Source organism: Pseudomonas sp. 31-12 (genome assembly GCF_003151075.1).
In the GTDB taxonomy this organism is placed as follows: Bacteria; Pseudomonadota; Gammaproteobacteria; order Pseudomonadales; family Pseudomonadaceae; genus Aquipseudomonas.
Genome location: NZ_CP029482.1, coordinates 2,438,113 through 2,461,222 on the forward strand (window position 1 = coordinate 2,438,113; position 23,110 = coordinate 2,461,222).

The 23,110-nt window shown below is 54.7% G+C and carries 20 protein-coding genes and 2 pseudogenes; 17 read left to right on the forward strand and 5 right to left on the reverse strand.

The genetic code is table 11. From position 1 onward, the window contains the following. Window positions 1-107 precede the first annotated feature (107 nt). From DJ564_RS11320 to DJ564_RS11340, 5 genes are all read left to right on the forward strand, one after another. The gene (locus DJ564_RS11320; protein ID WP_109629137.1) at window positions 108-737 is read left to right on the forward strand and encodes a glutathione S-transferase family protein; all 630 of its coding nucleotides are present in this window, start codon (window positions 108-110) and stop codon (window positions 735-737) included. Between the two features lie 199 nt (window positions 738-936). After that, entirely contained in the window at window positions 937-1,857 is a 921-nt protein-coding gene (locus tag DJ564_RS11325; RefSeq protein WP_109629139.1) for a LysR family transcriptional regulator, read from the forward strand. Further along, window positions 1,857-2,768, forward strand: a complete 912-nt coding sequence (locus DJ564_RS11330) for a LysR family transcriptional regulator (RefSeq protein WP_109629141.1) — start codon at window positions 1,857-1,859, stop codon at window positions 2,766-2,768. Before DJ564_RS11325 ends, DJ564_RS11330 begins: the two co-directional genes overlap by 1 nt. A gap of 147 nt (window positions 2,769-2,915) precedes the next feature. After that, window positions 2,916-3,638, forward strand: coding sequence for a DJ-1/PfpI family protein (locus DJ564_RS11335; RefSeq protein ID WP_256597495.1), 723 nt, complete (start codon window positions 2,916-2,918; stop codon window positions 3,636-3,638). Window positions 3,639-4,137: 499 nt separating this feature from the next. After that, the gene (locus tag DJ564_RS11340; RefSeq protein ID WP_109629143.1) at window positions 4,138-6,210 is read left to right on the forward strand and encodes a pyridoxamine 5'-phosphate oxidase family protein; all 2,073 of its coding nucleotides are present in this window, start codon (window positions 4,138-4,140) and stop codon (window positions 6,208-6,210) included. Between the two features lie 20 nt (window positions 6,211-6,230). Here the strand turns inward: DJ564_RS11340 and grxC are convergent. Further along, window positions 6,231-6,493: pseudogene (gene grxC, locus DJ564_RS11345) on the reverse strand (glutaredoxin 3). An 82-nt stretch (window positions 6,494-6,575) separates the two neighbouring features. On the opposite strand from grxC, the gene DJ564_RS11350 reads away from it, so the two are divergent. Then, window positions 6,576-7,115: a cupin domain-containing protein gene (locus DJ564_RS11350; protein ID WP_109629145.1), complete on the forward strand. Its 540-nt coding sequence runs from the start codon at window positions 6,576-6,578 to the stop codon at window positions 7,113-7,115. 570 nt (window positions 7,116-7,685) lie between these two features. Here DJ564_RS11350 and DJ564_RS11360 read toward each other — a convergent pair. Next, a complete protein-coding gene (locus tag DJ564_RS11360; RefSeq protein ID WP_109629148.1) occupies window positions 7,686-8,162 on the reverse strand; it encodes a nuclear transport factor 2 family protein in 477 nt (158 codons plus the stop codon). Between the two features lie 982 nt (window positions 8,163-9,144). Between DJ564_RS11360 and DJ564_RS32370 the strand changes: the two genes are divergently transcribed. The 7 genes and pseudogenes from DJ564_RS32370 to DJ564_RS11395 all read left to right on the forward strand — a co-directional run bounded on the left by DJ564_RS32370 (window position 9,145) and on the right by DJ564_RS11395 (window position 16,920). Continuing rightward, a complete protein-coding gene (locus tag DJ564_RS32370; RefSeq protein ID WP_109629150.1) occupies window positions 9,145-9,486 on the forward strand; it encodes a hypothetical protein in 342 nt (113 codons plus the stop codon). A 99-nt stretch (window positions 9,487-9,585) separates the two neighbouring features. Beyond that, window positions 9,586-10,842 (forward strand): TolC family protein, encoded by a 1,257-nt coding sequence (locus tag DJ564_RS11370; protein WP_109629152.1) that lies wholly within the window; start codon window positions 9,586-9,588, stop codon window positions 10,840-10,842. Then, window positions 10,839-12,323: an efflux RND transporter periplasmic adaptor subunit gene (locus tag DJ564_RS11375; RefSeq protein ID WP_109629153.1), complete on the forward strand. Its 1,485-nt coding sequence runs from the start codon at window positions 10,839-10,841 to the stop codon at window positions 12,321-12,323. Before DJ564_RS11370 ends, DJ564_RS11375 begins: the two co-directional genes overlap by 4 nt. After that, window positions 12,320-15,478: an efflux RND transporter permease subunit gene (locus DJ564_RS11380; protein WP_109629155.1), complete on the forward strand. Its 3,159-nt coding sequence runs from the start codon at window positions 12,320-12,322 to the stop codon at window positions 15,476-15,478. Before DJ564_RS11375 ends, DJ564_RS11380 begins: the two co-directional genes overlap by 4 nt. Beyond that, a pseudogene (locus DJ564_RS11385) lies at window positions 15,475-15,681 on the forward strand (heat-shock protein HtpX); the annotation flags it as partial. The gene DJ564_RS11380 and the pseudogene DJ564_RS11385, both read left to right, overlap by 4 nt. Window positions 15,682-15,807: 126 nt before the next feature. Next, window positions 15,808-16,125, forward strand: a complete 318-nt coding sequence (locus DJ564_RS11390) for a hypothetical protein (RefSeq protein ID WP_109629157.1) — start codon at window positions 15,808-15,810, stop codon at window positions 16,123-16,125. A gap of 414 nt (window positions 16,126-16,539) precedes the next feature. Next, a complete protein-coding gene (locus tag DJ564_RS11395) occupies window positions 16,540-16,920 on the forward strand; it encodes a histone-like nucleoid-structuring protein, MvaT/MvaU family (RefSeq protein ID WP_109629159.1) in 381 nt (126 codons plus the stop codon). A gap of 501 nt (window positions 16,921-17,421) precedes the next feature. Here the strand turns inward: DJ564_RS11395 and DJ564_RS11400 are convergent. Next, entirely contained in the window at window positions 17,422-17,742 is a 321-nt protein-coding gene (locus DJ564_RS11400; protein WP_162556195.1) for a helix-turn-helix domain-containing protein, read from the reverse strand. An 89-nt stretch (window positions 17,743-17,831) separates the two neighbouring features. Here DJ564_RS11400 and DJ564_RS11405 point away from each other — a divergent pair, with 89 nt between their 5' ends. From DJ564_RS11405 to DJ564_RS11415, 3 genes are read left to right on the forward strand one after another with little or no spacing between them, the layout of a single operon-like run. Then, entirely contained in the window at window positions 17,832-18,245 is a 414-nt protein-coding gene (locus DJ564_RS11405; protein WP_109629163.1) for a hypothetical protein, read from the forward strand. Next, window positions 18,238-18,834 carry an antitoxin Xre/MbcA/ParS toxin-binding domain-containing protein gene (locus tag DJ564_RS11410; RefSeq protein ID WP_109629165.1) on the forward strand — a complete coding sequence of 199 codons (597 nt, stop codon included), beginning with the start codon at window positions 18,238-18,240 and terminating at the stop codon, window positions 18,832-18,834. The genes DJ564_RS11405 and DJ564_RS11410 overlap by 8 nt, the downstream gene beginning before the upstream one ends. Window positions 18,835-18,838: 4 nt before the next feature. Next, on the forward strand, window positions 18,839-19,336 hold the full coding sequence (locus DJ564_RS11415) for a hypothetical protein (protein WP_162556196.1): 498 nt from the start codon (window positions 18,839-18,841) through the stop codon (window positions 19,334-19,336). Window positions 19,337-19,765: 429 nt separating this feature from the next. Here DJ564_RS11415 and DJ564_RS11420 read toward each other — a convergent pair whose 3' ends face one another. Next, window positions 19,766-20,365 carry a hypothetical protein gene (locus tag DJ564_RS11420; RefSeq protein ID WP_109629169.1) on the reverse strand — a complete coding sequence of 200 codons (600 nt, stop codon included), beginning with the start codon at window positions 20,363-20,365 and terminating at the stop codon, window positions 19,766-19,768. A gap of 304 nt (window positions 20,366-20,669) precedes the next feature. Here DJ564_RS11420 and DJ564_RS11425 point away from each other — a divergent pair, with 304 nt between their 5' ends. Continuing rightward, window positions 20,670-21,179, forward strand: coding sequence for a hypothetical protein (locus tag DJ564_RS11425; protein ID WP_109629171.1), 510 nt, complete (start codon window positions 20,670-20,672; stop codon window positions 21,177-21,179). Window positions 21,180-21,517: 338 nt separating this feature from the next. On the opposite strand, the gene DJ564_RS11430 is transcribed toward DJ564_RS11425, so the two are convergent. Continuing rightward, the gene (locus DJ564_RS11430; protein WP_109629173.1) at window positions 21,518-23,107 is read right to left on the reverse strand and encodes an IS66 family transposase; all 1,590 of its coding nucleotides are present in this window, start codon (window positions 23,105-23,107) and stop codon (window positions 21,518-21,520) included. Window positions 23,108-23,110 lie beyond the last annotated feature (3 nt).

The window sequence follows — 23,110 nt, forward strand, 5'->3', positions numbered from 1 at the left end:
AAATGCTGGATTGTAAATAATGGTAATTCCGCTGTTTGGTAGGGAAGAGCAAGATGACGCCATCGACACGATCACCGGGTCGAATCCAAAAACAACCGGAGTACGTCATGTCCCAACAACCAATCAAGCTTTATCGTCACCCATTGTCTGGCCACGCGCATCGTGTCGAATTGATGCTCTCACTGCTCGGCCAGCCAACAGAGTTGATATTTGTGGATCTGATGAAGGGCGCGCACAAGATGCCCGAATTCTTAGCGCTCAACAGCTTCGGCCAAGTACCGGTGATCGATGATAACGGCACCGTTCTAGCTGACTCGAACGCGATTCTGGTCTATCTCGCTGCTAAATACGGCAACGGTGAGTGGCTGCCCAGTGATCCCTTAGCGCAAGCAAAAGTACAACGCTGGTTGTCAGTCGCGGCCGGTCAGATCAACTCAGGCCCGGCTACGGCTCGACTGATTACCGTGTTCGGTGCCGGTTACAATGCGGAAGATGCGATCAGCAAGTCCCACAGCTTGCTCACGGTCATGGAGCAAGAGTTGGGTAAAAGTAAATTCCTGGCTGGCGATAAACCGACCGTCGCTGATGTAGCAGCTTATACCTACGTGTCCCACGCCCCGGAAGGTAATGTTGCACTGACTGACTATCCTGACGTCCGTGCTTGGTTGAGCAGTATAGAGGCATTGCCAAATTTCGTTGGTATGCAACGTACTGCTACGGGCTTGCAGCAAGCTTGATCGAAATGACGGAGCTACCCGGGAAACATTCCGGGTAAGCTCTGCTGATCGTCTGCGATTTGTCTTCGAATTTTTTGCCTGTCGCGCTAGTCATCTGGACAGGGTTTGCGCGGGTCGCCATTGGCGACACTCTTGGCATTTATGTCTGCTCGCTCTCGCGTTCAGATCTTGCTGTCCCTACGCCACGGCAGAGTCGCCTATGGATCGCTTTCAAGAAATGCAGATATTCATGACGGTGGCTGAAGAAGAAGGCTTTGCCGCCGCCGCACGTCGTCTAGATATTTCACCCCCCAGCGTTACTCGTGCCATTGCTGCCATGGAGGAACGCATCGGCACTCAGCTGCTCTCACGGACCACACGTAGCCTGCACTTGACAGAGGCCGGGCAACGATACTTGGATGATTGCCGGCGAATACTCGGTGAGGTCGATGAAGCGGAGGAGGCTGCTGCTGGCAGCTACTCAATTCCATGTGGGCATCTGACTGTGACAGCTCCCGTGCTTTTTGGTGAGTTGTACATTGCGCCTTTGCTAGCTGAGTATTTGGATCAATTTCCTTCGGTACATCTCAACGCGTTACTGGTTGACCGCGTGACGAGCATGGTTGATGAAGGTATCGATGTGGCGATCCGTATCGGCCATCTGCACGAGAATAATCAGCACGGCATCAAGGTTGGCGAGGTGCGCCAAGTGATTTGTGGCACCCCCGACTATTTTGAGCGATTCGGCAGGCCCCGCCACCCTGGCGAATTAAGCTCCGCCAAAATCGTTATGTCGTCCGCGAGCCATTTGTTAAGCGATTGGCAATTTGAGAATGACGGGAATGCATTGAGCTTTCGCTTCGATCCGCGGTTGGTCGTGACCGCCAATCAAGCTGCTATCAATATTGCCTGCTTGGGCTGGGGCGTGACACGTGTGTTGTCCTACCAGGTGGCTAGTCAGGTAGCGGCCGGTGAATTGGAGGTAGTGCTCCAGGATTTTGAACCACCCGCTTTGCCCATCCAGGTTGTTTATCTTAAGAGCACTCGCGTACCAGCGAAGGTACGTACCTTTGTGGATTTCCTCACGGAACGTCTGGGATGTGATACAGCGCTTAGACCCACTGTTAAAAGTACGCTTTGATGGACCGCTATCATGAAATGCTCATGTTTGAAGCGCTCTCAGAGCGCCCAAGCCTAGCAGGGGCAGCGCGCCGTCTTAATGTCTCTGGCCCGACGGTAGTTCGCGCGATTGCCCGGTTGGAGACGCGTCTCGGAGTGCCGTTATTGCAGCGAAGCACTCGTGGAGTGTCGTTGACTGAGTCGGGTGCGGCATTCATGGCCGATTGCTCCCGCATCCTCAAGGAAATCGAAGACGCAGAAGCATCTGCGAAAGGCCTTCATGTTCAGGCCCAGGGAAATCTGACCGTGTTGCTTCCACTTCTTTTCAGCCGCTATGTGATGACGCCTTTACTCGCGAATTACATGGAGGTTTATCCCGAAGTAAAAGTATTCGCTCATTACCATGATCGTTTTCCGAACATGAACGAGGAAGGTCTTGACGTGGCAGTGCTGGTGGGACATTTGCCCAGTTCATCGTTGATCGCTAGGCCTGTTGGCCATGTTCGTTCGATCGTTTGTGGCAGTCCTGCATACCTCGAAGCCCATGGTGTGCCCGCCGAGCCGGAGGACCTCAAAAGTCATCGGTTGATTGGCATACAAGCTTATCGGGAGAAGATCCACTGGGAGTTTTCCAAACAAGGCATTCAGAACACCATTAAGGCCCGATCACGGGTCAGTTGCACCACTGTTCAAGCTGCCATGGATGCGGCTGCTCATGGTGCGGGGCTTACGCGCTGCTTGAGTTATCCAGCCTACGATTATTTGAATTGCGGTCGATTGCGCCGGGTACTGCAACCTTTCGAGCTGCCAGCGCTTCCAGTACATGTCGTTTACCGAGAAAGGCGTAGGGCCTCGATGAGAGTGCGCAGTTTTGTCGACTACATTGTCGAGGGCCTGCGCGAACATCCGGCAATGCTACCGGATGCTCTTTGAACGATCAGCGACTCACTTTGGCTAGCTGTGTCCCGTATGTGTCCAGGTTTACAGTGTTACGCGTGGAAACGTGTCTGATACCACCTTTGCTACAAACCGACAAACGCACTCCAGCATTTCAGTGAGCGAAACATTGGATTGTGTTTTGTGTTCATTCTCATCGAAGCGATTAAAGCGGAGCATGCGTTTCAAGCAGTTTATTTAAAGCCTCACCGCGGAGATTACTACCCGATGAAACGAGTACTCATGCTGCTAGCCAATGGCGTCGAGCCGATGGAAATGGCTGCGTTTACCGACGTGCTCGGCTGGGCCGATTTGCTCGGTGATTTTCCTCTTGAGTTAGCAAATGCAGGCCTTCGTAGAAAGATCGTAACCACGTTTGGTCTTACGATTAATCCACGTTTTTTGTTGCGCGATTTGGATATCAGTAGCTTTGACGCTTTGGCATTGCCGGGTGGTTTTGAACCGTCGGGATTTTATGAAGAAGCTTTAAGTGAGCCCTTTCTGGAGACCATTCGCTATTTTGTCGAAGCCGGCAAACCCGTTGCCAGCGTTTGTGTGTCGTCGGTATGTCTGGGTGTAGCGGGCGTGTTGCGTGACAGAAATGCGACGACCTATCACCAGGAAGGTGGAAAGCGGAAGAATCAGTTAGTGGAAACAGGTGCTCTGTTCGTCGATCGACCTGTCGTGGTTGACGACAACATCATTACTTCGAGCGGACCAGGCACGGCCACTGAAGTCGCTTTTTTGCTGCTGGAAAAACTCACAGGTTCTGAGAACGCGACGTTTATCCGTCAGAAAATGCGCTTTGCCACTCCTGATCGTAACTGGTTTGAGACGCCACAAGTTCCCGAGGCCCTTATTCAGTAATCAAAAGAGACCGAGCGACTGGAGAAGGTAATGGAGCAGCAGTTGAGCCATCAGCCGTTCATAGCAGGCGAGTATTCGATCGCTGACATGGCGATCTAGCCATGGTTGCTTCAACACGAGAAACAAGGAATGCATTGGACGCCTACCCGCACATTTCCACTTGGCTAGCGAAAATCACTGATCGTCTGGCGGTGATCCGGGCCTACGCTAAAGGAGAGGAAGTTCGTCCATCAGGTCACACCGGTGAAGACAGGAAAAAGTTCTAAAGCTGTCATAGGCACGGTCGCGGGCGACTGATGTAAATGATGTAAATGATGTAAATGATGTAAAGGCGCGCGGGACGCCGTTGTGTCTCGCAAAACCGTGCAGTGCTCCGACCTGCAAGACGCTGGGTTGATGGTATCTAGTGGATGTGTGGTTAGACACATCACGGGGCATCAATCAATACACGTTGGGCGGTGAGTGAACTGCACCTGTTTACGAATACGTAGAGGTGATCATGAATAAAACTGACGAGCCGGGGGGGTCACCTTGGCATGCCGGTGAGCGGCACTTGCAGGAAAGCGTCGGCGTGGCGCAGCAGATGGAGCAATTTGGGCGAAAGGTTGTACGTGACTACATGCCGGATCAGCATCGTTCATTTTACAGCCAGCTCCCGTATCTAGTCCTAGGTGCTGTCGATGAAAAAGGCATTCCTTGGGCGACGTTAATAGAGGGCCCTCCAGGGTTCGTTAACTCTCCCGATTCACGCATTTTGCAAATCGACCGGCTTCCCGCGGATGGTGATCCAGTCAAAGGAGCATTAGATACCGGTGCCGCAGTCGGGCTGCTCGGCATCGATCTAAAGACCAGAAGGCGCAATCGAATGAACGGCAATATCAGCACCGTCTCATCTGGCGGTGTTGCCGTTTCTGTCGTGCACGCTTTCGGCAACTGTCCGCAATACATCCAGTTGCGAAGTGTTGAGCCGGTTAGCGTTGGTCGTTCCTCATCCGATGTTGCAGCGGAATGCCTGAGCGAATTGGACGAGGCTGCAAAAGAGATGATTCGAAAAGCCGATACATTCTTTCTCACCAGCTACGTCGACCTGGACGGCGACTCATCCAGGCGCTCGGTGGACGTTTCGCACCGCGGTGGTAACCCAGGTTTTGTCAGGGTCAAAGGCAATGTGCTGACGATTCCCGATTTTGCCGGCAATCTGCATTTCAATACGTTGGGCAACTTGTTGCTCAATCCCAAGGCCGGTCTGGTTTTTGTCGATTTCTCGTCAGGTGATGTGCTTCAGGTGGCCGGACGCACGGAGCTTATTCTTGAGGGGCCGGAAATCGCAGCATTCCAAGGTTCCGAAAGACTCTGGACCTTAACGGTGGAGCAGGTCGTCAGAAGGCGCGCAGTGCTGGCCCTGCGCTGGGCATTCGAAGGTTTCTCGCCTAACAGTTTGATGACCGGCAGTTGGGAGAAAGCAGAGGGTCGTTTACAGGCTGATGCCCTGCGCGATCAATGGCGGCATCTGCGCGTGACCCGTATCGTTGAAGAGAGCAGCACCATCAGCTCTTTTTATCTGGAACCTGACGATGGCGCGGGGTTGCCGCGTTTCGAGGCGGGGCAGCATTTACCGGTACGGTTTAGCCTGGTTGAAGGGCAGCCTCCCCTTGTCAGAACTTACAGTTTGTCGAGCGCACCTTCTGACAACTTCTTCCGGATCAGCGTCAAGCGCGATGGGTTGATTTCGTCGCATTTGCACGACCAGATTCGGGTCGGGGATATCATCGAAGCCCGCGCCCCTCAGGGACGATTCACAGTGCAGGCCGATGAACATCGGCCATTGGTTCTATTGGCGGCCGGCGTGGGGGTCACGCCCCTGCTATCGATGCTGCGCGAAGTCATTTATGAAGGAGAGCGAATTCGGCGCACCCGGCCGACCTGGTTTATCCAGAGCGCGCGTAGCCTGGCGGAGCTGGCATTTCGGGACGAACTGTTTGAACTGGCGACCCGTGCGAAAGACAAGATTCGCGCCTTGCGACTTTTGAGTCAGCCCGAGCAGCACGCCCGAGAGGGCGAAGACTTCGAGTTGGCCGGTCGTGTGGATGTCGCGCTGCTCAAGGCGCTGTTGCCACTGGACGATTATGATTTTTACTTGTGTGGTCCGGGCGCGTTCACCCAGGCTTTATACGATGGGCTGCGTGAATTACGCATTGGCGACGATCGCATTCACGCTGAGACTTTCGGCCCTTCGACGCTGGTGCGGTTGCGCGACCAGTTGACACCGGCAGTCGAGCAAGTCCCGGCGGCCAGTAGCCCGGTCAAAGTGCTGTTCTCGACGTCTGCGAAGGAGGCGCGTTGGGAGCCGGGAAACGGCAGCTTGCTGGAACTGGCTGAGAGTAGGGGGTTGAACCCGGACTTCAGTTGCCGCGGCGGCTCGTGTGGAACCTGTCGTACGAAGTTGATCAGCGGGCAGGTGCACTATCTGAACTTGCCCGCCGAGATGCCGGAGCAGGGAGAGGTGTTGATTTGTTGCGCAGTCCCTGCGCAGAGCAAGGAGGGCGATGCCCCCCTGGTGCTGGACTTGTAAACGAAACAACGACGGTCTGTTCATCCTGCTGGATGCGGCTGGAGAGCTTCGGCCAATCCGCCTTCGCGCTGGAGTTGGGCCAAATCGTCGTAACCTCCGACATGGCGGTCCCTATGAAAATCTCGGGGACCGTACGCCGACTACTGCGTTTCACCATTTCCTGCTTGATGTTTTGAGTTCCCACATTGGTTTCTGTGTACGGGATCCCTTTGGAGTCCAGCAGCTGCTTCGTACCATTGCAGTACGGGCAGGTACTGGTTGTATACATCGTGACTTTACGCATGAAGAGTACTCCTCGTTTTCGATTACTTTTAGGCAGCGGTTTTTTTTAAGCGGGCTTGTACAGCACAGGCATGGGAGTGCACATGAACGTTGAAAACTCGGAAGCAATACTGCTGATTCCTGGCGGCTACTGGGTTTGGATTGATGTGGATGAGGCCAGCATCGGTGGAACAGGTACTGCTATGCGCTTCGAGTTGCCCTTGCATGCTCACAACCTGCCGTTGATGCATAGCCACGAAACAAAGCTCGTAGTGGCGCTAAGGGGGGAGCTGGATATTCGTATTGGTCGACATAGAATTGCATTGCTGCACGAGGGCGATGCCATACAACTTGAACCGGGAATTGCGCACCGCATCCATCAAGCCGGATCAACCCCGAGTATCGTTGGTGCAGTGCTCTGGCCTGGCGCAGTTGAAGGAGCTTTCCGAGAAATTGCCGCGTTGGTCGAGCGAGGCACCTATCAACGTAGCGAGATGATTCGAATCCTCTCTCGATACGGCGTGATTTGGGCTGAACAACCCCTAACAAATAGTCATCAAACAGTTGTTGTTCGACCTTTCTTCGATTTCATGCGCGAAATGCCTAGTCCGCTGGCTCATGCGCTTGAGCAAATATGGAAATAAGGGGGTGTTTTATCAATTTAGCGTTCAGGGATAGCAAGAGAAAAGAGCCCGCGGATGGCGGGCTCAGTGGCAACAACTGCATCTATTGGGGGGAGGGGGCGTGCAGTCGGTTTCCTCTAACTTCGACCTGTTGACCGATGGCAAACTCTTTGCGCGGCGAGCGCACCACTCGTTCTTCACCGGTATTGCTTCGGACAGCGTAGGCTCGCTCCTCTAGACCTGTAGCCTTTTGCACTTCCCTGCCACCGAAAATCCCTAGTGCAGCTCCGATTAATGCGCCTAAAGGGCCGCCAGCGGCTCCGCCAATTAGAACGCCAGTGCCTGCACCAAATGCTGCCCCTGCCGTAGTGTCCTCAGCTTGCGAGAGGACTTCGTCAGCGCTTGCGTGAGAGAGTGGGAACAGGGAAATTCCAATTGAGAGAGTGACTGCATAAAATTGTCTCATGCTACCTCCGATTGATTAGCATGACAGTATTAGCCATGCAGATCTGGTTAGCGTGCTAATCAACTCGCCGTCTAGCGCTGCTTTTCTATGCGTCTTCGTCAGTTAGCGCAGGTACTCCGCCCTCCTCAAAGACCCAGGTCGGAAAGGCTTGGATGGTCATCCGGGCGACGGCCCAGAGGCCAATGAAACTTTCGTTCTGACTCTTTGATGGGCATGTCGTTGATGCACGCAAAACGGTGCGCCATCAAACCGTTCTCTGCGAACTCCCAGTTTTCATTTCCGTATGAGCGATACCAATTCCCGGAATCGTCGCGCCACTCATAGGCGTATCGCACAGCAATACGGTTTTCGGTGAACGCCCATAACTCCTTGATAAGTCGATACTCCAACTCCTTATTCCATTTTCGCGTAAGGAGCGCCTGAGCCTCAGCCCGGTTGACTGCAAAATCGACGCGATTGCGCCATCTGGTGTCGGGGGTGTAGGCCAATGCGACTTTTTCCGCATCTCGACTGTTCCATCCATCTTCAGCCAGACGAACTTTGAGTGTCGCAGACTCACGGTCAAACGGCGGTAGGGGGGGGCGGGTCTCAGATTCAGCCATGATGACTACTCCACATTGAGGTACATCGGGGATAAAATTTATGGTTCGCTAGAAGCTTAGTTAGGTTAGGAACGATTGGGGCATCTATCGAACATGTTTAGACTAAATAAATCAGCTGGTGTGAAAAGCGACTTCTGGAAGTGATAAACCTTCAGTTAATGCTCCATTGCTTGCACTCAATGTACAAGTAGGTTTTTAGTAATGATGTTAGGGTGGCGGTTTAGAGCAGTCAAAGAACCGAAAGAACTAATGCTGGTTTGGTTATGTAAGATAGGTCTAACGTAAGTTAAGCTTCGTGCTAGATAACATACAGCTGGATGGCATGCTAGCAGTTTCATCTTTCACTTAGTGCAATAGTGAGGGGGTTTACTATTCAATTGATGAGCAAAATATTATGCTGCTTCCTTGGCTGAAACAAGGTGCCCGATGGCTGCACCTTTTTCACAAAGATGACTACTGATACGGGAACGTAACCAGCGTTCACCAGGATCCGTATCTGAAGTCGCACTCCATGACATCGATAGGTCGTCCCCGAAGAGGGCGTTTCGTCGCAATGTCGTAATGTCTATACCTGATCCTACCAACTGGCTTGGTAATTGCTCGCATGGTTGTACTCACCATTCGTTGAGTAGTCGAAACGGGAGATTAGCCTTGTGGAAACGTGCTCAGCTTATCGTGGTTACCCTTGGAATTGGAGTCCTTACATTCGGTTTGGCTGTCAGCACTGTCCTTATGCAATGGCAGCTGAGATAACCAATTGACGCAACCGTTCAGGTGAAGTCCTGCGTCACGGCTGGATTGGCTTGAGTGGCGCCTAGATCTGTTTTGAAAAAATTGCAGATCCAGAAACTGCATGTCAGATACTTTTGTTTAAGGTCGGTAATATTGGCTTAATTCAGGCTGTGTTTTAGCGCATCACTCGGCCATTGGGGTCGACTTCATCCGATTGTAAGAGCCATTTGCAGCGACTACACTCCAGCCCATGAAACGCTATCTGCGGTTTTGCATCATCTTCATGATTAGCTTGGCGCTTCCCCTCAGCGGGATGGCGGGCGTCCAAGCACCGACGGAACCTTGTCCCATGAAGACGATGGGCATGGTGATGATGGATGACATGGGGATGGACTGCTGCAACGAAATGAAAAGCCCTACCGAGCACGGCAAGCCTTGTAAGCCGGGTCAGGAGTGCAAGACGGGCGGCATGCTGCAAGTCTCAATCTTCAAGCCTCCTGTAACTGTATTCAGCCCTGTAGTGCTTTCCTTTTTCATCGATTCCCTACCCGTACAGCCCCCGTCCGGGGTATGGCGACCGCCTCGCGTTTAATTCCTGTCCCATATAAAGCCTCATTCCGCATTAGCGGGATCGACTAGGTGCGCGCATGTCTTTTGACGCGTGCAGTGGATGATCACAGGAATCGTAAACATGAACTCCAAGTGCTATTGCACAGGCTGGTCCTTCGTGGCCGGTCTGGCGGCAAGCGTACTGGCATTGCCGAGCTTCGCTGCCGCATTGACACTCGATGAAGCGTTGCGGCTGGCCGAAAACAATGCACCGTCGCTGACCGCACAAGACGCCAAAATTCAGGCTGCCAGCAGCGCGGCTATACCAGCCGGTGAGCTACCCGACCCCAAGCTGCTGCTGGGTGTTCAGAACTACCCCGTTGGCGGTCCGGATCGCTGGAGCATCGACCAGGACTTCATGACCATGCAAATGGTCGGAATCAGGCAAGAGATGCCCAACAGCGACAAGCGCAAAGCGCGGATTGAGGTCGCCGATGCGGCCGTTGATCGCGCCGCTGCGGAGCGTCGAGTCGAACGTCTGAAGGTACGCCAGTCCACCGCGTTGGCTTGGATCAGTAGCTACTCGGTTGAGCGCAAAGATGCGCTTTTCCAGGACTTCTACAAAGAAAACCGCCTGTTAACCGATACCGTCCGGGCCCAGATTGCCGGTGGTCGCGCTCAACCCGCTGATGCAGTGACACCCAAGCAGGAAGCGGTTCAACTGGCGGAGCAACAGGACGATCTAATTCTCCAAAGAGCACAGGCCCGAGCGGCCCTCAAACGCTGGATTGGTTCCGCCGCCAACGACAAGCCTGTGGGCAGCCTGCCTGAATGGCCTGTCGAAACCTCAAGCTACGCTCATAAACTGCAACACCATCCCGAGTTGGCCGCGTTTGCGCCGATGACCCGTGAAGCGCAAGCCAAAGTCAATGAAGCGGTATCGGAGAAGCAGTCGGACTGGAGCTGGGAACTGGATTACCAGCGCCGAGGCCGTGAGTTCGGCGATATGGTCAGCGTGCAATTTTCCTGGGACCTGCCGCTGTTTCCTGACTCCCGCCAAAACCCCAAAATTGCAGCCAAACAGGCTGAACTCAATCAGCTTGAGGCCGAGCGCGAAGCCCTGTCTCGCGAGCACACCCAGCAACTGGAAAACGAACTCGCTGACTATGAGCGTCTGAATCGTGCTGTGCGCCGCAACCAGGAAAGCCTGTTGCCGCTGGCCAAGGAAAAGGTCGAACTCAGCATGGCCAGTTATCGCTCGGGCAAAGGCGATTTAAACGCCGTTGTTGCCGCCCGGCGTGAACTCATAGAGGCCCGCCTCAAACAGACCGACGTGGAAGAGCAGCGAGCGCTGACCAGTGCGCGTCTGTATTTTGCTTATGGGGAGTCCAGCCAATGATCCTTAAAAAAGGGAACGGGGCATTGCTGGTAGGCATCTCGCTGGCATTAGGTGTTGCCGGGGGTTACTGGGTGGCGCATCAGCGCATGAGTGGACTACCAAATACCACACAGGAGCAGAGCCTCAATTCACCGGGCGAACGCAAAGCACTGTATTGGTACGACCCCATGTACCCGCAACAAAAGTTCGATAAGCCCGGTAAGTCCCCCTTCATGGACATGCAACTGGTCCCTCAATACGCCAGCGGCGCAGGGGATCGTGCGAGCGTCAGCATCGATCCGAGTCTGACCCAAAATCTCGGGCTGCGTTTTGCGACTGTCACCCGTGGGATCTTTGATTCCAGCCTCGACGTGACAGGTGTCTTGGTGTTCAACGAACGTGATGTCGCTGTGATTCAGGCGCGCACCACTGGCTTTGTGGAGCGGGTCTATGCCCATGCTCCCGGTGATGTGCTCAAAGCCAACGCGGCGTTGGCGGATATCTTGGTGCCGGAATGGGCCGCTGCCCAGACAGAGTTTCTTGCCCTGAAGCGCAGCGGGGATGCTGACCTGTTGGCTGCGGCCCGTCAGCGACTGCGGCTCACCGGTATGCCAGCAGCATTGATTGCTCAGGTAGAGCGTGGCGGCAAGGTTCAACCCTACCTGACGCTCACCAGCCCTATTGGTGGTGTGCTGCAAGAATTGAATGTACGTGCGGGTATGACTGTGGCGACTGGCGATACTCTGGCACGCGTCAATGGCTTGAGCAGTGTCTGGCTTGCCGTGGCCGTTCCAGAATCGGATGCCGGAGCGATCACCGTGGGGCAGGCGGTCGAAGTGCGTCTACCAGCCTTCCCCGGGACAATGCTCAGTGGCAAAGTCAGCGCGATTTTGCCCGAGACCAACCCGGACAGCCGCACTCTTCGCGTGCGGGTGGAACTCCCCAATCCCGACGGACGCCTCAGACCGGGTTTGACGGCACAGGTACGCCTGACTCGCTCGACCGGGCAAAGGGTGTTGTGGGTGCCGAGCGAGGCCGTCATCCGCACTGGCCGACGCGCCTTGGTGATGCTCGCCGAAGACGCGGGCCGCTACCGTCCAGTCGAAGTGCACCTCGGGCAGGAAAACGATGGCAAGACGGCGATAGTGACAGGTCTGGAAGAAGGCCAGAAGGTGGTTACGTCTGGCCAGTTCCTGCTCGATTCGGAGGCCAGTCTTAAGGGAATCGTTGCAAACTCGGAGGAAGCGTCACTGCCCAGCGCAGCAACTTCCAGTTTTCATGAGGCGGATGGGCAGATTGTTGAGATCAACGACAAAGAAGTCATGCTCGCCCATGGCCCTTTCAAGACGCTGGGCATGCCTGGCATGACGATGACGTTCCCACTCGCTAACCCGGCGCTGATACAGGGCCTAAAAACGGGTGACAAGGTTCGGATCGCGGTGAGCCAGACCGATGATGGATTGCGTGTTGAGCGCCTGGATAAATCGAGGAGCCAGCCATGATTGCCGCCCTGATTCGTTGGTCAGTGGCCAACCGATTCCTGGTGCTACTGGCGACACTGTTTGTCACGGCTTGGGGTATTTGGTCGGTGCAGAGCACGCCCATCGATGCGCTGCCGGATCTCTCCGATGTTCAGGTAATCATCCGCACTCCTTTTCCGGGACAAGCGCCGCAGATTGTCGAGAACCAGGTGACGTATCCGTTGGCCACCACGATGCTCTCAGTACCGGGAGCCAAGACGGTGCGTGGCTATTCCTTCTTCGGCGACAGCTTCGTTTACGTGCTGTTCGAAGACGGCACTGACTTGTACTGGGCTCGCTCGCGGGTGTTGGAGTACCTGAGCCAAATACAAAGTCGGTTGCCGGCCAGCGCCAAGCCGGCGTTGGGACCGGATGCGACGGGCGTGGGCTGGATCTATCAGTACGCATTGGTAGATCGCAGTGGCGGACACGATCTGGCACAGCTTCGTGCGCTTCAGGATTGGTTTCTAAAGTTCGAACTCAAGACCCTGCCGAACGTTGCGGAGGTGGCCACTGTGGGGGGTATGGTCAAGCAGTACCAGGTGCAGCTTGATCCGCTCAAACTGGCCAGCCTCGGTATCACTCAGGCTGAGGTGACCGACGCTATCGGCAAGGCCAATCAGGAAACCGGTGGTGCCGTGCTGGAGATGGCAGAGACCGAGTTCATCGTGCGCGCTTCCGGATACTTGAAGACGCTTAATGACTTTCGGGCGATCCCGCTCAAACTGGGTTCCGGCGGTGTGCCGGTAACCCTTGGCGATGTGGCCACGATTCAGTTGGGACCGGAAATGCGGCGTGGCATTACTGAACTCGACGGCGAAGGCGAGACCGTCGGCGGCGTGGTGATTTTGCGCAGCGGCAAGAATGCTCGCGAGACCATTGCGGCGGTCAAAACCAAACTCGACGAACTGAAAAGCAGCCTGCCGGCCGGGGTGGAAATCGTCACGACCTACGACCGCAGCAAGCTGATTGACCGCGCGGTGGAAAATCTCAGCCACAAGCTCATCGAAGAGTTCATCGTCGTCGCGCTGGTGTGTGGGATCTTCCTCTGGCACCTGCGTTCATCCCTGGTGGCGATCATTTCGCTGCCGGTGGGGGTGCTGATTGCCTTCATCGTCATGCGCTATCAGGGCCTCAACGCCAACATCATGTCCTTGGGCGGAATAGCCATCGCCATCGGCGCCATGGTCGATGCCGCCGTGGTGATGATCGAGAACGCCCACAAGAAGATTGAGGCTTGGCACGCTGCCAATCCGGGGGAAGAATTGAAGGGTGAGCATCATTGGCATGTAATGACTGAGGCGGCGGCAGAGGTAGGCCCGGCGCTATTCTTCTGTTTGTTGATCATCACTCTGTCGTTCATCCCGGTGTTCACGCTGGAAGCCCAGGAGGGTCGGCTGTTTGGCCCTTTGGCTTTCACCAAGACCTACGCCATGGCCGCAGCGGCGGTATTGTCAGTGACCTTGGTGCCAGTGCTGATGGGCTATTGGATCAGAGGACGAATCCCCAATGAGCAACAGAACCCGTTGAACCGTTGGTTGATCAGGATCTATCAGCCAGCCTTGGATGCGGTGCTACGCCGCCCCAAAGTCACGCTACTGGTGGCGCTGTTGGTTTTTGTCAGTGCGCTGTGGCCAATTTCTCGATTGGGTGGTGAGTTTCTTCCACCGCTGGACGAAGGCGATCTGCTCTATATGCCTTCGGCTTTGCCGGGGCTGTCGGCGCAGAAGGCCGCGCAACTGCTGCAACAGACCGACCGTTTGATCAAGACCGTCCCAGAGGTCGAACATGTCTTCGGTAAAGCCGGACGCGCTGAAACCGCCACCGACCCAGCACCGCTGGAGATGTTCGAAACCACCATCCAGTTCAAGCCGCACGAGCAATGGCGTGCGGGCATGACCCAGGAAAAGTTGGTGGAAGAACTGGATCGAGTGGTACGAGTTCCTGGACTAACCAATATCTGGATACCACCGATTCGCAACCGTATCGACATGCTGGCGACCGGGATCAAGAGTCCCATCGGCGTGAAAGTTGCCGGTACCAACCTGGCGGAAATTGATGCTGCGACTCAGGCGGTTGAGCGAGTAGCCAAGGGCGTGTCCGGCGTCAGTTCGGCTCTGGCCGAGCGTCTGACCGGTGGCCGCTATATCGACGTGGATATCGACCGCAAAGCCGCCGCTCGCTACGGACTGAATATCGCCGATGTTCAGTCCATCGTGGCCGGCGCTATCGGCGGTGAAAATGTTGGTGAGACCATTGAAGGGCTCGCACGCTTCCCGATCAACGTGCGTTACCCACGGGAGTGGCGTGACTCGCTCGGTGCCTTGGAGCAATTGCCGATCTATACCCCGCTAGGTAGCCAGATCACCCTCGGTACAGTGGCGAAGGTCAAAGTTACTGACGGTCCGCCGATGCTCAAGAGCGAGAACGCGCGGCCCTCTGGTTGGGTATACATCGACGTGCGTGGTCGGGACATTGCCTCGGTAGTTGCTGATCTACGCCGGGTCGTCAATGAGCAGGTCAAGTTGCAGCCCGGCATGAGTCTGAGTTACTCAGGGCAGTTCGAGTTTCTCGAACGGGCCAACGCACGACTCAAGCTGGTGGTGCCTGCCACGCTGTTGATCATCTTCGTGTTGCTCTACCTGACGTTTGCCCGCTTCGATGAGGCCTTGCTGATCATGGCCACGCTGCCATTCGCACTGACGGGCGGGGCATGGTTCCTCTATCTGTTGGGATTCAATCTTTCGGTCGCCACCGGCGTTGGCTTTATCGCCTTGGCCGGGGTTTCTGCCGAGTTTGGCGTGATCATGCTGCTCTATCTGAAGAACGCCTGGGCCGAACGTGAAGACCTCGGCGACAGCACTGAGCGTGGATTAGTCGCGGCGATTCGTGAAGGCGCTGTGCAGCGTGTCCGACCCAAGGCCATGACTGTGGCCGTCATCATTGCCGGTCTGTTGCCCATCCTGTTGGGCAGCGGGACCGGCAGCGAAGTGATGAGCCGCATCGCTGCGCCCATGGTTGGCGGCATGATCACGGCGCCCTTGCTGTCCCTGTTTGTCATTCCGGCGGCCTACCGCCTAATGCGGCGACGGCACCTCTCAGTTGAACCCATCAACCCTCAAGGAAAAGTCGTATGAAGCTGACTCTGATTGCATTTACCAGCACCATTATTGCACTGTCAATTTCAGCGCAGGCAGATGACATGCCGGGCATGAAAGTGGACGGTATGGAGGGCATGCAGATGAAGCAGGAAACAACGCAGGCTCCAGTCGCCACCGCCGACGGAACGATCAAGGCTACCGATACTACGAAGCGAACGGTGACCATCGCTCACGTCGCAGCAGCGATTAAGTTAGAATTCGCCCAATGAATCCGACCCATCTGTTGCTCCTGAAGCGCTACGGTCGATACTGAGTTCTTAGGCATTCAATACTGATCAACCAACAAGAGCACACGAGACACCTGCATGAACGAGAATCTGAGCGAAGAAGAAATGCGCCAAGCGCTTTTCGGCACGACGAACAATGATGCCGTACTGGAAGCTCCTGATTTGCGAGTTATGTCAGATCAACAGCATGTCTCGAAAGCCCGGCCGGCTCCGACTTCTCGCTCTCCGAAATTGAAGGTGACGCTTCGTGTAACGGCGGAATTTGAGGGCAAAGCTGAGATGTTTGTTTACGAGGCGAGCACGCTGAGTAGCCTCATTGCTGAGCAGGAAGCGAAGGCGGAAGCGAAGAAGCGCAAGTTTAAGTACTTCGAACTGGTTTCGATTGAATCTGTTTAACTACTTTGCTCGCATCGCCTTAGATTCTCGTTTCAACCAGCAGCTGCGACAGGGCCCGTCAAAAAATTATTGATGCATTGTTGAGTACCAAGCGAGGTAGTGAAAAAGCTGTATATCGTCAGGGGCTATGGCCGAAACCTGTCAAGCGGTTCGCTCGCACAGAAAAGTCGGATGGGAATTTTCCAATCTCGCCACAGTCATTTAGATAACATCAACTGAAAGCGACTTGCGGGTTTCCATTTTGCCTTTGTTTGTTCAGAGCGCAGTCTCCGGTATCGGGTGGTGCTCAGGATAGATGCAGTAATGAGCCGCGCAAGACCTGCTAGATTATCTTTACCACTTGGCTGGAGCCGCTTTCACGAGGCGCGAAAGCAAACTTAACTAGCAGTGACCATTCGACCTGAGGAGCATTACATGTCCAAGCTTTCAGAATATCGTCAGTTAGAAAAACATCTGGCCGAGCAGTTAGAGGCACTTGAAGCACTGAAGGGTGACGCCGGGCTGAAAAAAGAAATTGAATTTGAAACGAAGCTTCGCGATTTACTTGCGAAATATGGCTTCAGTCTCAAGGACGTCGTTAACCTTTTGGACCCAAAAGGCGTACGTCGGGGGGCTGGCGCTGGCGCTGCCGCTGATGCGCCGAAAGCTGGGACTCGGAGACCGCGCGAGGTGAAAATCTATGAACATCCGAAAACGGGTGAGCGCGTTGAAACAAAAGGTGGTAACCACAAGATTTTGAAGCAGTGGAAATCTGAGCATGGGTCTGCGACCGTCGAGTCGTGGCTCAAGAAGTAAAGAACGCGACTTTGACAAAAGGCCCTGTGGGGCCTTTTTTCTGGTCTGAAATCGGTCTGGAATGACTGTGGTGGCTCCCAATAACCTCAATTTTTATGCCTGAACGTTCAGGAGAATTGATAGTCACGCAGCAGGGATGGGTGGCGCCGCAAGCAGAATTTATAGGGAATTATAGAGCGATTATATAGAGGTGCTGGAGATGGCTTTTTCACGACACTGGCCGGTTATCTGTGAGCTATTGATCTTTTCTTGACTCGCGAACTCTGGATGGTACGGGGCGGTGAGTGGTCGCGAGATCGAAGCTCATAAGCGCTCTGGTATGACATATAGCTCCTTGGAGTATGGGGCGCGTGCCAAGGGTCGAAGGTAATTACTCACCAGTGAGCGAGAGTACGTTCACACCGCCACTTCACCTCTGTGCTGAAAAGTGTTCATCAAATGGCAGATTTGTACGAAGAGCGTTGGGACTGGTATCTAAATTTCACGCATTCAGCGTGTAGCCTAGGACTGATCGCCATCCTTTTTCCTAGGCGCGCCGGCAATCATTTCCATCCTGACCTCGCTCATGGCTTTTCCCACCAGGATCTCGATGCTTTTGGATTGATCGCGGTAGAGATAGCACTGGAGTACAAGCGCCAGGGGCGATACACCCATCACCTCGGCCAGATTATCGATCACCTCCAAGCTGGGCGAACGTAGCCCGCGCTCCAGCAGACTGACGTGTTCCCTGCTGACCTTTGGTGGAAAGTCCACCTGAGCGAGATTGGCCTTGAGTCTCATGTCCCTTAAGGCCTTTCCAAACGCTTCATTCAGCTCCCGCATGCGCCACTCCCAAAAAGGAGTATATGGCCACATTGAGAAAATGTTAGCAGCGTACTATAGTACGCATTGCAATGTTCTGGAGACATAATATGTTCGAAACCCGCTCGCAAGCCCGATTGCAGAGTCCGTTTTTCGTCTTGGAAGAAGGGGCGCAACGGTGGGCCTATATCTCACAAACGTCCAATGACGAGTGGTTATTCGTTACGTACGAGACCGTGGATCAACAAATCTCCTCGCAGCAACAGTTCATGATTTCGAGAATACAGTTCTTCTTGGAGCTAGCCACAAGGGACACTCCCGAGCAATTCATTCGCCAAGTGCAGCTCGTATCGCCACCGTGGTTGAATCAAAAAGGTGCCTGGCTGATGGAGCCTCTTTCTGCGATTGGTAGGGTCGATGAGCGGGTCTGCTACGAGCTGATGGACGGACAGGTGTATCCATCAAAATTGCGAGGTCAGACCCGCGTCCCGTTGTGGTCAAAGCGGGCAATGGGTAATGAATAATTTCATCGAAAGGCTTCTCGCAAATCAGTACCGCACTCTGCTCTTCCCGAAAGACTTTTCCGGGGATGCAGTCTTCGGTTTTGAATGCAATGACGGGTGGGCGAATCTCATCGAAGCGACTCTTCGCCTGACCCGGCGACATGCCGAGCTAAAGGCGCTCGACGTGAAGGTTACCCAGGCGAAAGAAAAGTTCGGTCAGCTTCGGATCTACCACAGCGGAAGCGATGAGGATATCGGTTCGGTTTTTGAAATCGCGCAGCTTGCCTCAGGCTGTATCTGTGAGCTGTGCGGCAAGCCTGGCGAAGTGGTAAGTCTTGAGGGGTGGCTCGTAGCTCGGTGCGGGAAACACTCCGCGAGGGGGCATCTCGATCCGATTGAAGCCCACATCGCGGATGAAAAATACATCACCAGCTACACACAAGCCGTGGACGCGATTTTGGCATTTTTCGGAGCCGGCGCAGTGCATTGGGTACAAGAAGAACGCACTGCTTTTGCAGGGCGTCACCCCAGCGAAATGCTGGCGACAGAAGAGGGGTGCCAGGCGATTTTCACTTTTCTGAAGCGGTTAGAACATGGGGTTGGCGTGTGACTTTATGGAACTGATTACTGCCCCAACTGTGGTGATGGCGGATCATCCAAATCTACAGGATCATTTGCGCCGCAAACTGGAATGGGAATTCAGCCAAGGTCCAGTAGATTTGAGGTATGTGCGAAGTCTCGTATCGTCACCGAGGTTGAGGTCGTTCTTCGTCCGTGCTTTCAGCCATTCCGCACTAGCCGAAGCTGGCGACACGTTTCTGGATTCTCGAACGCTGTTGGCGGACTACCCTCAAAAAACCATGGCCATATCGCTCACGAATTATCTGCTTTTGGAGGACGCGGTAGAGGTCGTCGATGAATACAGACCCAACGACTCGTCGCTGATGAAGCTTCAAGTCTGGCCATTCGAGCCAGGAGATCTGAATGAGTTTGCTATGGCGGTCGCGGTGGCGTTGAGTTACACGCCTGCGGAGCTGATGGCCGAGTCGAGGATTTCACTCGCATTAGATGACTTGGTCGGCAAATGGGGTTTCTTTACCGATGAGTTCTGAGCCGATCGATTGAAAAGATTTCGCCTGGTCACAGGGCCGATCGTGCATCGGACAAGTTCGGCGAATCGGATGCCGAGGGCTCCTTGGGGCCGGCAATCCTACCGAGTTAAAATTCATTTCCCTCCGATGCCATTTCTTCCCAAGCTTCGTCTCGATTGTTCTCGGGAGTTTCTGCTAGCAGGCTCTCCAGGGAAAGCCTAGTAGGCTTCAATGGCGCCACAGAATGGACCTGGATCGATGAGCCGGTGGGCGGCTTAACTCTTGGGTCTTCAGGTAGGATCTGTGATGGTTTACGGGTCATGGGTTTGCTCCCCTTGCTCATACGAGTTTAGTGTCCCGCCGGGGGAGCAGGGCTTCAAGGGGATGAATGGCAGGAGCCCTTCAGCCACTGTTGCCTTCGGCGAACCATCGACCAGTGGTGCGAACGCATTAGGACGCTACCGGCACATCCAGATACTCAGGCGGTACCAAAGCGCCCGCGCAGATAAACCTCATTTTCATCTGGAGACGGCTCCAGACCTCGCTATCCCAAGGCGACGCCTTGAGCAAATCACAATACTCGCGAAGCGACTCTTCGAGCGCAGATAGAAATCGTGTGGCATCGATCACCAAGTTTTTCGCGTCAAACAGTTGAGAAGTATCTCTTCGAATTCGCCACCCACCGGTTGTTTCGCCTTGGTGCATGATTCCGCATCGGACGTGCTTGTAGAAGAGTCTGCCGTGCTCTCGCAGGGATGAAAAATGATCAACACGGTCGAAGAAGTGGTTGAAAGCAACTCCGCTGAGACCCGACTTTGCGGAGCCAGTCCAGAAAGCCTCTAGCGTTTCGATCATGAGGCACGCACATGCGATCATCGCGAAGCCGTGCTTATGCTCCTTAGACTCGAAGGGCCTGAGATAGCGCTCCTGAAATCGTTGGTATACAAAATCAGCAATGCTTTCCTTGTCCTTTGCCCGTTTGAAAGCTCGGTAGTCGGCTACGGTAACTGTGCTTGATAGCAGAACAGCTGAGGGGGCGCGTTTGTCCATGATGCGTTGATCCCAGGAGTGTTGATAACTGTAGGAACTAAGTCGTAAGCGTCCGGCCAACACACCTTCCTGATCCAACGCTTAGGGCGATGGTGGACATCTATTTTAAGTGCGCGCCATGTCCTTGCTTCGCAGAGCGGGCTAGATGACTTGGCCGGACCCACTGACTCGACCCGGGCAGGAGTTTGACAGAGTGGATTGACCGAACTTTAATCATGACGCGTTTCCATGGTTTGGAACCGCGTAACAGGGAGAAATTCTCTTTGAGAATTTCAGTAAATACGGAATGAATAAGGAAATTAAGATGTCTCAGTCAACCCAAGAAAAAAGCCAGCAATTAGATCAAGCGCCGGCCCAAACCTTCACGCTGTTCACCCAAAACGGAATCCGGATCACCTTGGATTTGCCCGCCGCATTGCAGATCAACCAGAACAGGCAAGAGCTTTTCTCCTCCGCACCAATCTTGCACAACGACACGACCTTCCCAATTGAATCTGCGACGTTCACCATAAAACTGGAGGACGTGATAGATGCTTCATCCAACGTAATCGCGAACGTGCGTTGGTGGAACAACCAAGTTTTCGAGGGGAAACAGATCATGGAGTTCACTTGTAAAGCGGTTAAGCCCGGCGGAACGGACACGTGTATTCCTGCCTCTTCTGGATACTCTCAAGTCCGGTGGAGCACCTCGGTGTCGAGCGGGCGCGGCACTGAGACCTTCACGAATACCTTGAGCCTTGTCTCGCTCACATACGGACCTTTTCCTCCGAATCATCCGACTGGGCCCACTGGGCCGATTGTCCAGATTGGCTAGCTGATCTGCCACCGCGGCGCCCGGAGTTCCGGGCCTCGCGGTCGTCCTCGGAGCTGCGGTGTAAAGCTAGCTCCTCGCACTCAGCCATGCGTGAAAGCCAAGGGCGAACCATGGGCGCTCGCCTGTTATCAAAAGTCATGGTTGCCAGACGCTGGTTTCCACTTTGGTTTCCAGGGTTTTGCAGTGGTTTCTATGTATGCGTCCGGGCATCCCGTCTTTCGTAACTAAACCGGTTGCCACCGACCCGAACCTCACAGAGAAAGCTACAGCTGCGAACGCGCTGATTGACCCGAATGCGGCAACCAAGCCTATGCGTCCGGCCATCACGCCCTGCGTGATTAAACCGGTTGCCACTTATGCGGCAACAACTGATCGATTTCATTCGCCCGCTGCGTCGGCAGGCGTGTGAGTACATCTTTCAAGTAAGCATACGGATCATGCCCATTCAGCCGCGCAGACTGGATCAAACTCATGATCGCTGCCGCACGTTTTCCGCTGCGCAGCGACCCTGCGAAGAGCCAATTTTTACGTCCAAGAGCCCAAGGGCGGATCTGGTTCTCACACCAGTTGTTATCTATGGGTACGGCCCCGTCACCAAGGTAGCGCGACAGCGCTGCCCAGCGTTTCAGGCTGTAATCGAGTGCTCTGCTGATGGCCGAGCCTTCGGGCACGAGGTCACGCTGGGCGATCATCCAGGCATGCAGCATATTCATCACTGGGACGGCTTTTTCTTGCCGTATTCGGCGCCTTAAATCCGGCTCCAGGTCGCGGACTTCTCTTTCGATTTCGTACAACAACTGGATATAGCGCAGGGCTTGCTCGGCGAGCGTGCTTTTATTCGTAGCGTGCAGTTCGAAGAACTTGCGCCGTGCATGGGCCATGCACCCAATCTCGGTCACGCCGAGTTCAAAGCTGGCCTTGTAGCCGCCAAAATCGTCGCAGACCAGCTTGCCCCTCCAGTCTTGCAGGAAGTTGCGAGCATGCTCACCGGCACGGCTGGGACTGAAGTCATAAACCACCGCTGCCAAGTCCGAGAACTGGCTGGTGGCGTAGGCCCACACATAGGAACGGTGAGTTTTCTTTGTTCCCGGCATGAGCATCTGCACCGGTGTTTCATCGGCGTGGATGACTTGTTGCCCAAGCACTACGTCGCGCAGCGCGTCGACCAGAGGCTGCAACTGCACGCCCGTCACGCCAACCCATTGAGCCAATGTTGAACGTGGAATCGCCAAGCCTGCTCGACCGAAGATCGATTCCTGACGGTAAAGCGGCAGATGGTCAGCAAACTTGGCAATCATGACGTGTGCAAGTAGGCCCGCAGTCGGGATGCCCTTATCAATAACCTGCGCCGGAACCGGTGCCTGGATCAGCGTTTCGCAGTCATCGCAGACCCACTTGCCACGGACATGGCGTTCGACGGTGAACACGCCGGGCATGTAGTCCAGCTTCTCGCTAACGTCCTCACCGATGCGCTTGAGGGCGCAGCCGCATGGGCAGTGAGTGTTGTCCGGTTCGTGATGGATCAGTGTGCGTGGAAACTCAGCCGGTAATGCAGTGCGCTTGGGTTTCTGCTTTTTCTCGGTCGCCGCTGGCACTGTCTGCAAGGCCTGAAGCTCTGCTTCAATCGCTGCGATATCGGTATCGATCAGGTCATCGAGCAAACTGGCCTGCTCAGAATTCATCTGCTCGCTGCGCTTGGCAAACTTCAAACGCTTGAGCTGGGCGATCTCGTGGGTCAGCTTCTCGATCACCGTCTGATCGCGGTTGATCTTCTTGCCCATCGTCTCAACGGTTTTACCCATCGTCTCTACCGTCTTGCCCAGCGTGTCGACCTGGTGGTCGAGCGTTTCGACACGCTGCATCAACTGCGCCGCCAAGGCGCGCAGTTGTTCAGGGGGCAGGTGATCGAGATTGGGTAGCGAAGTCATGGG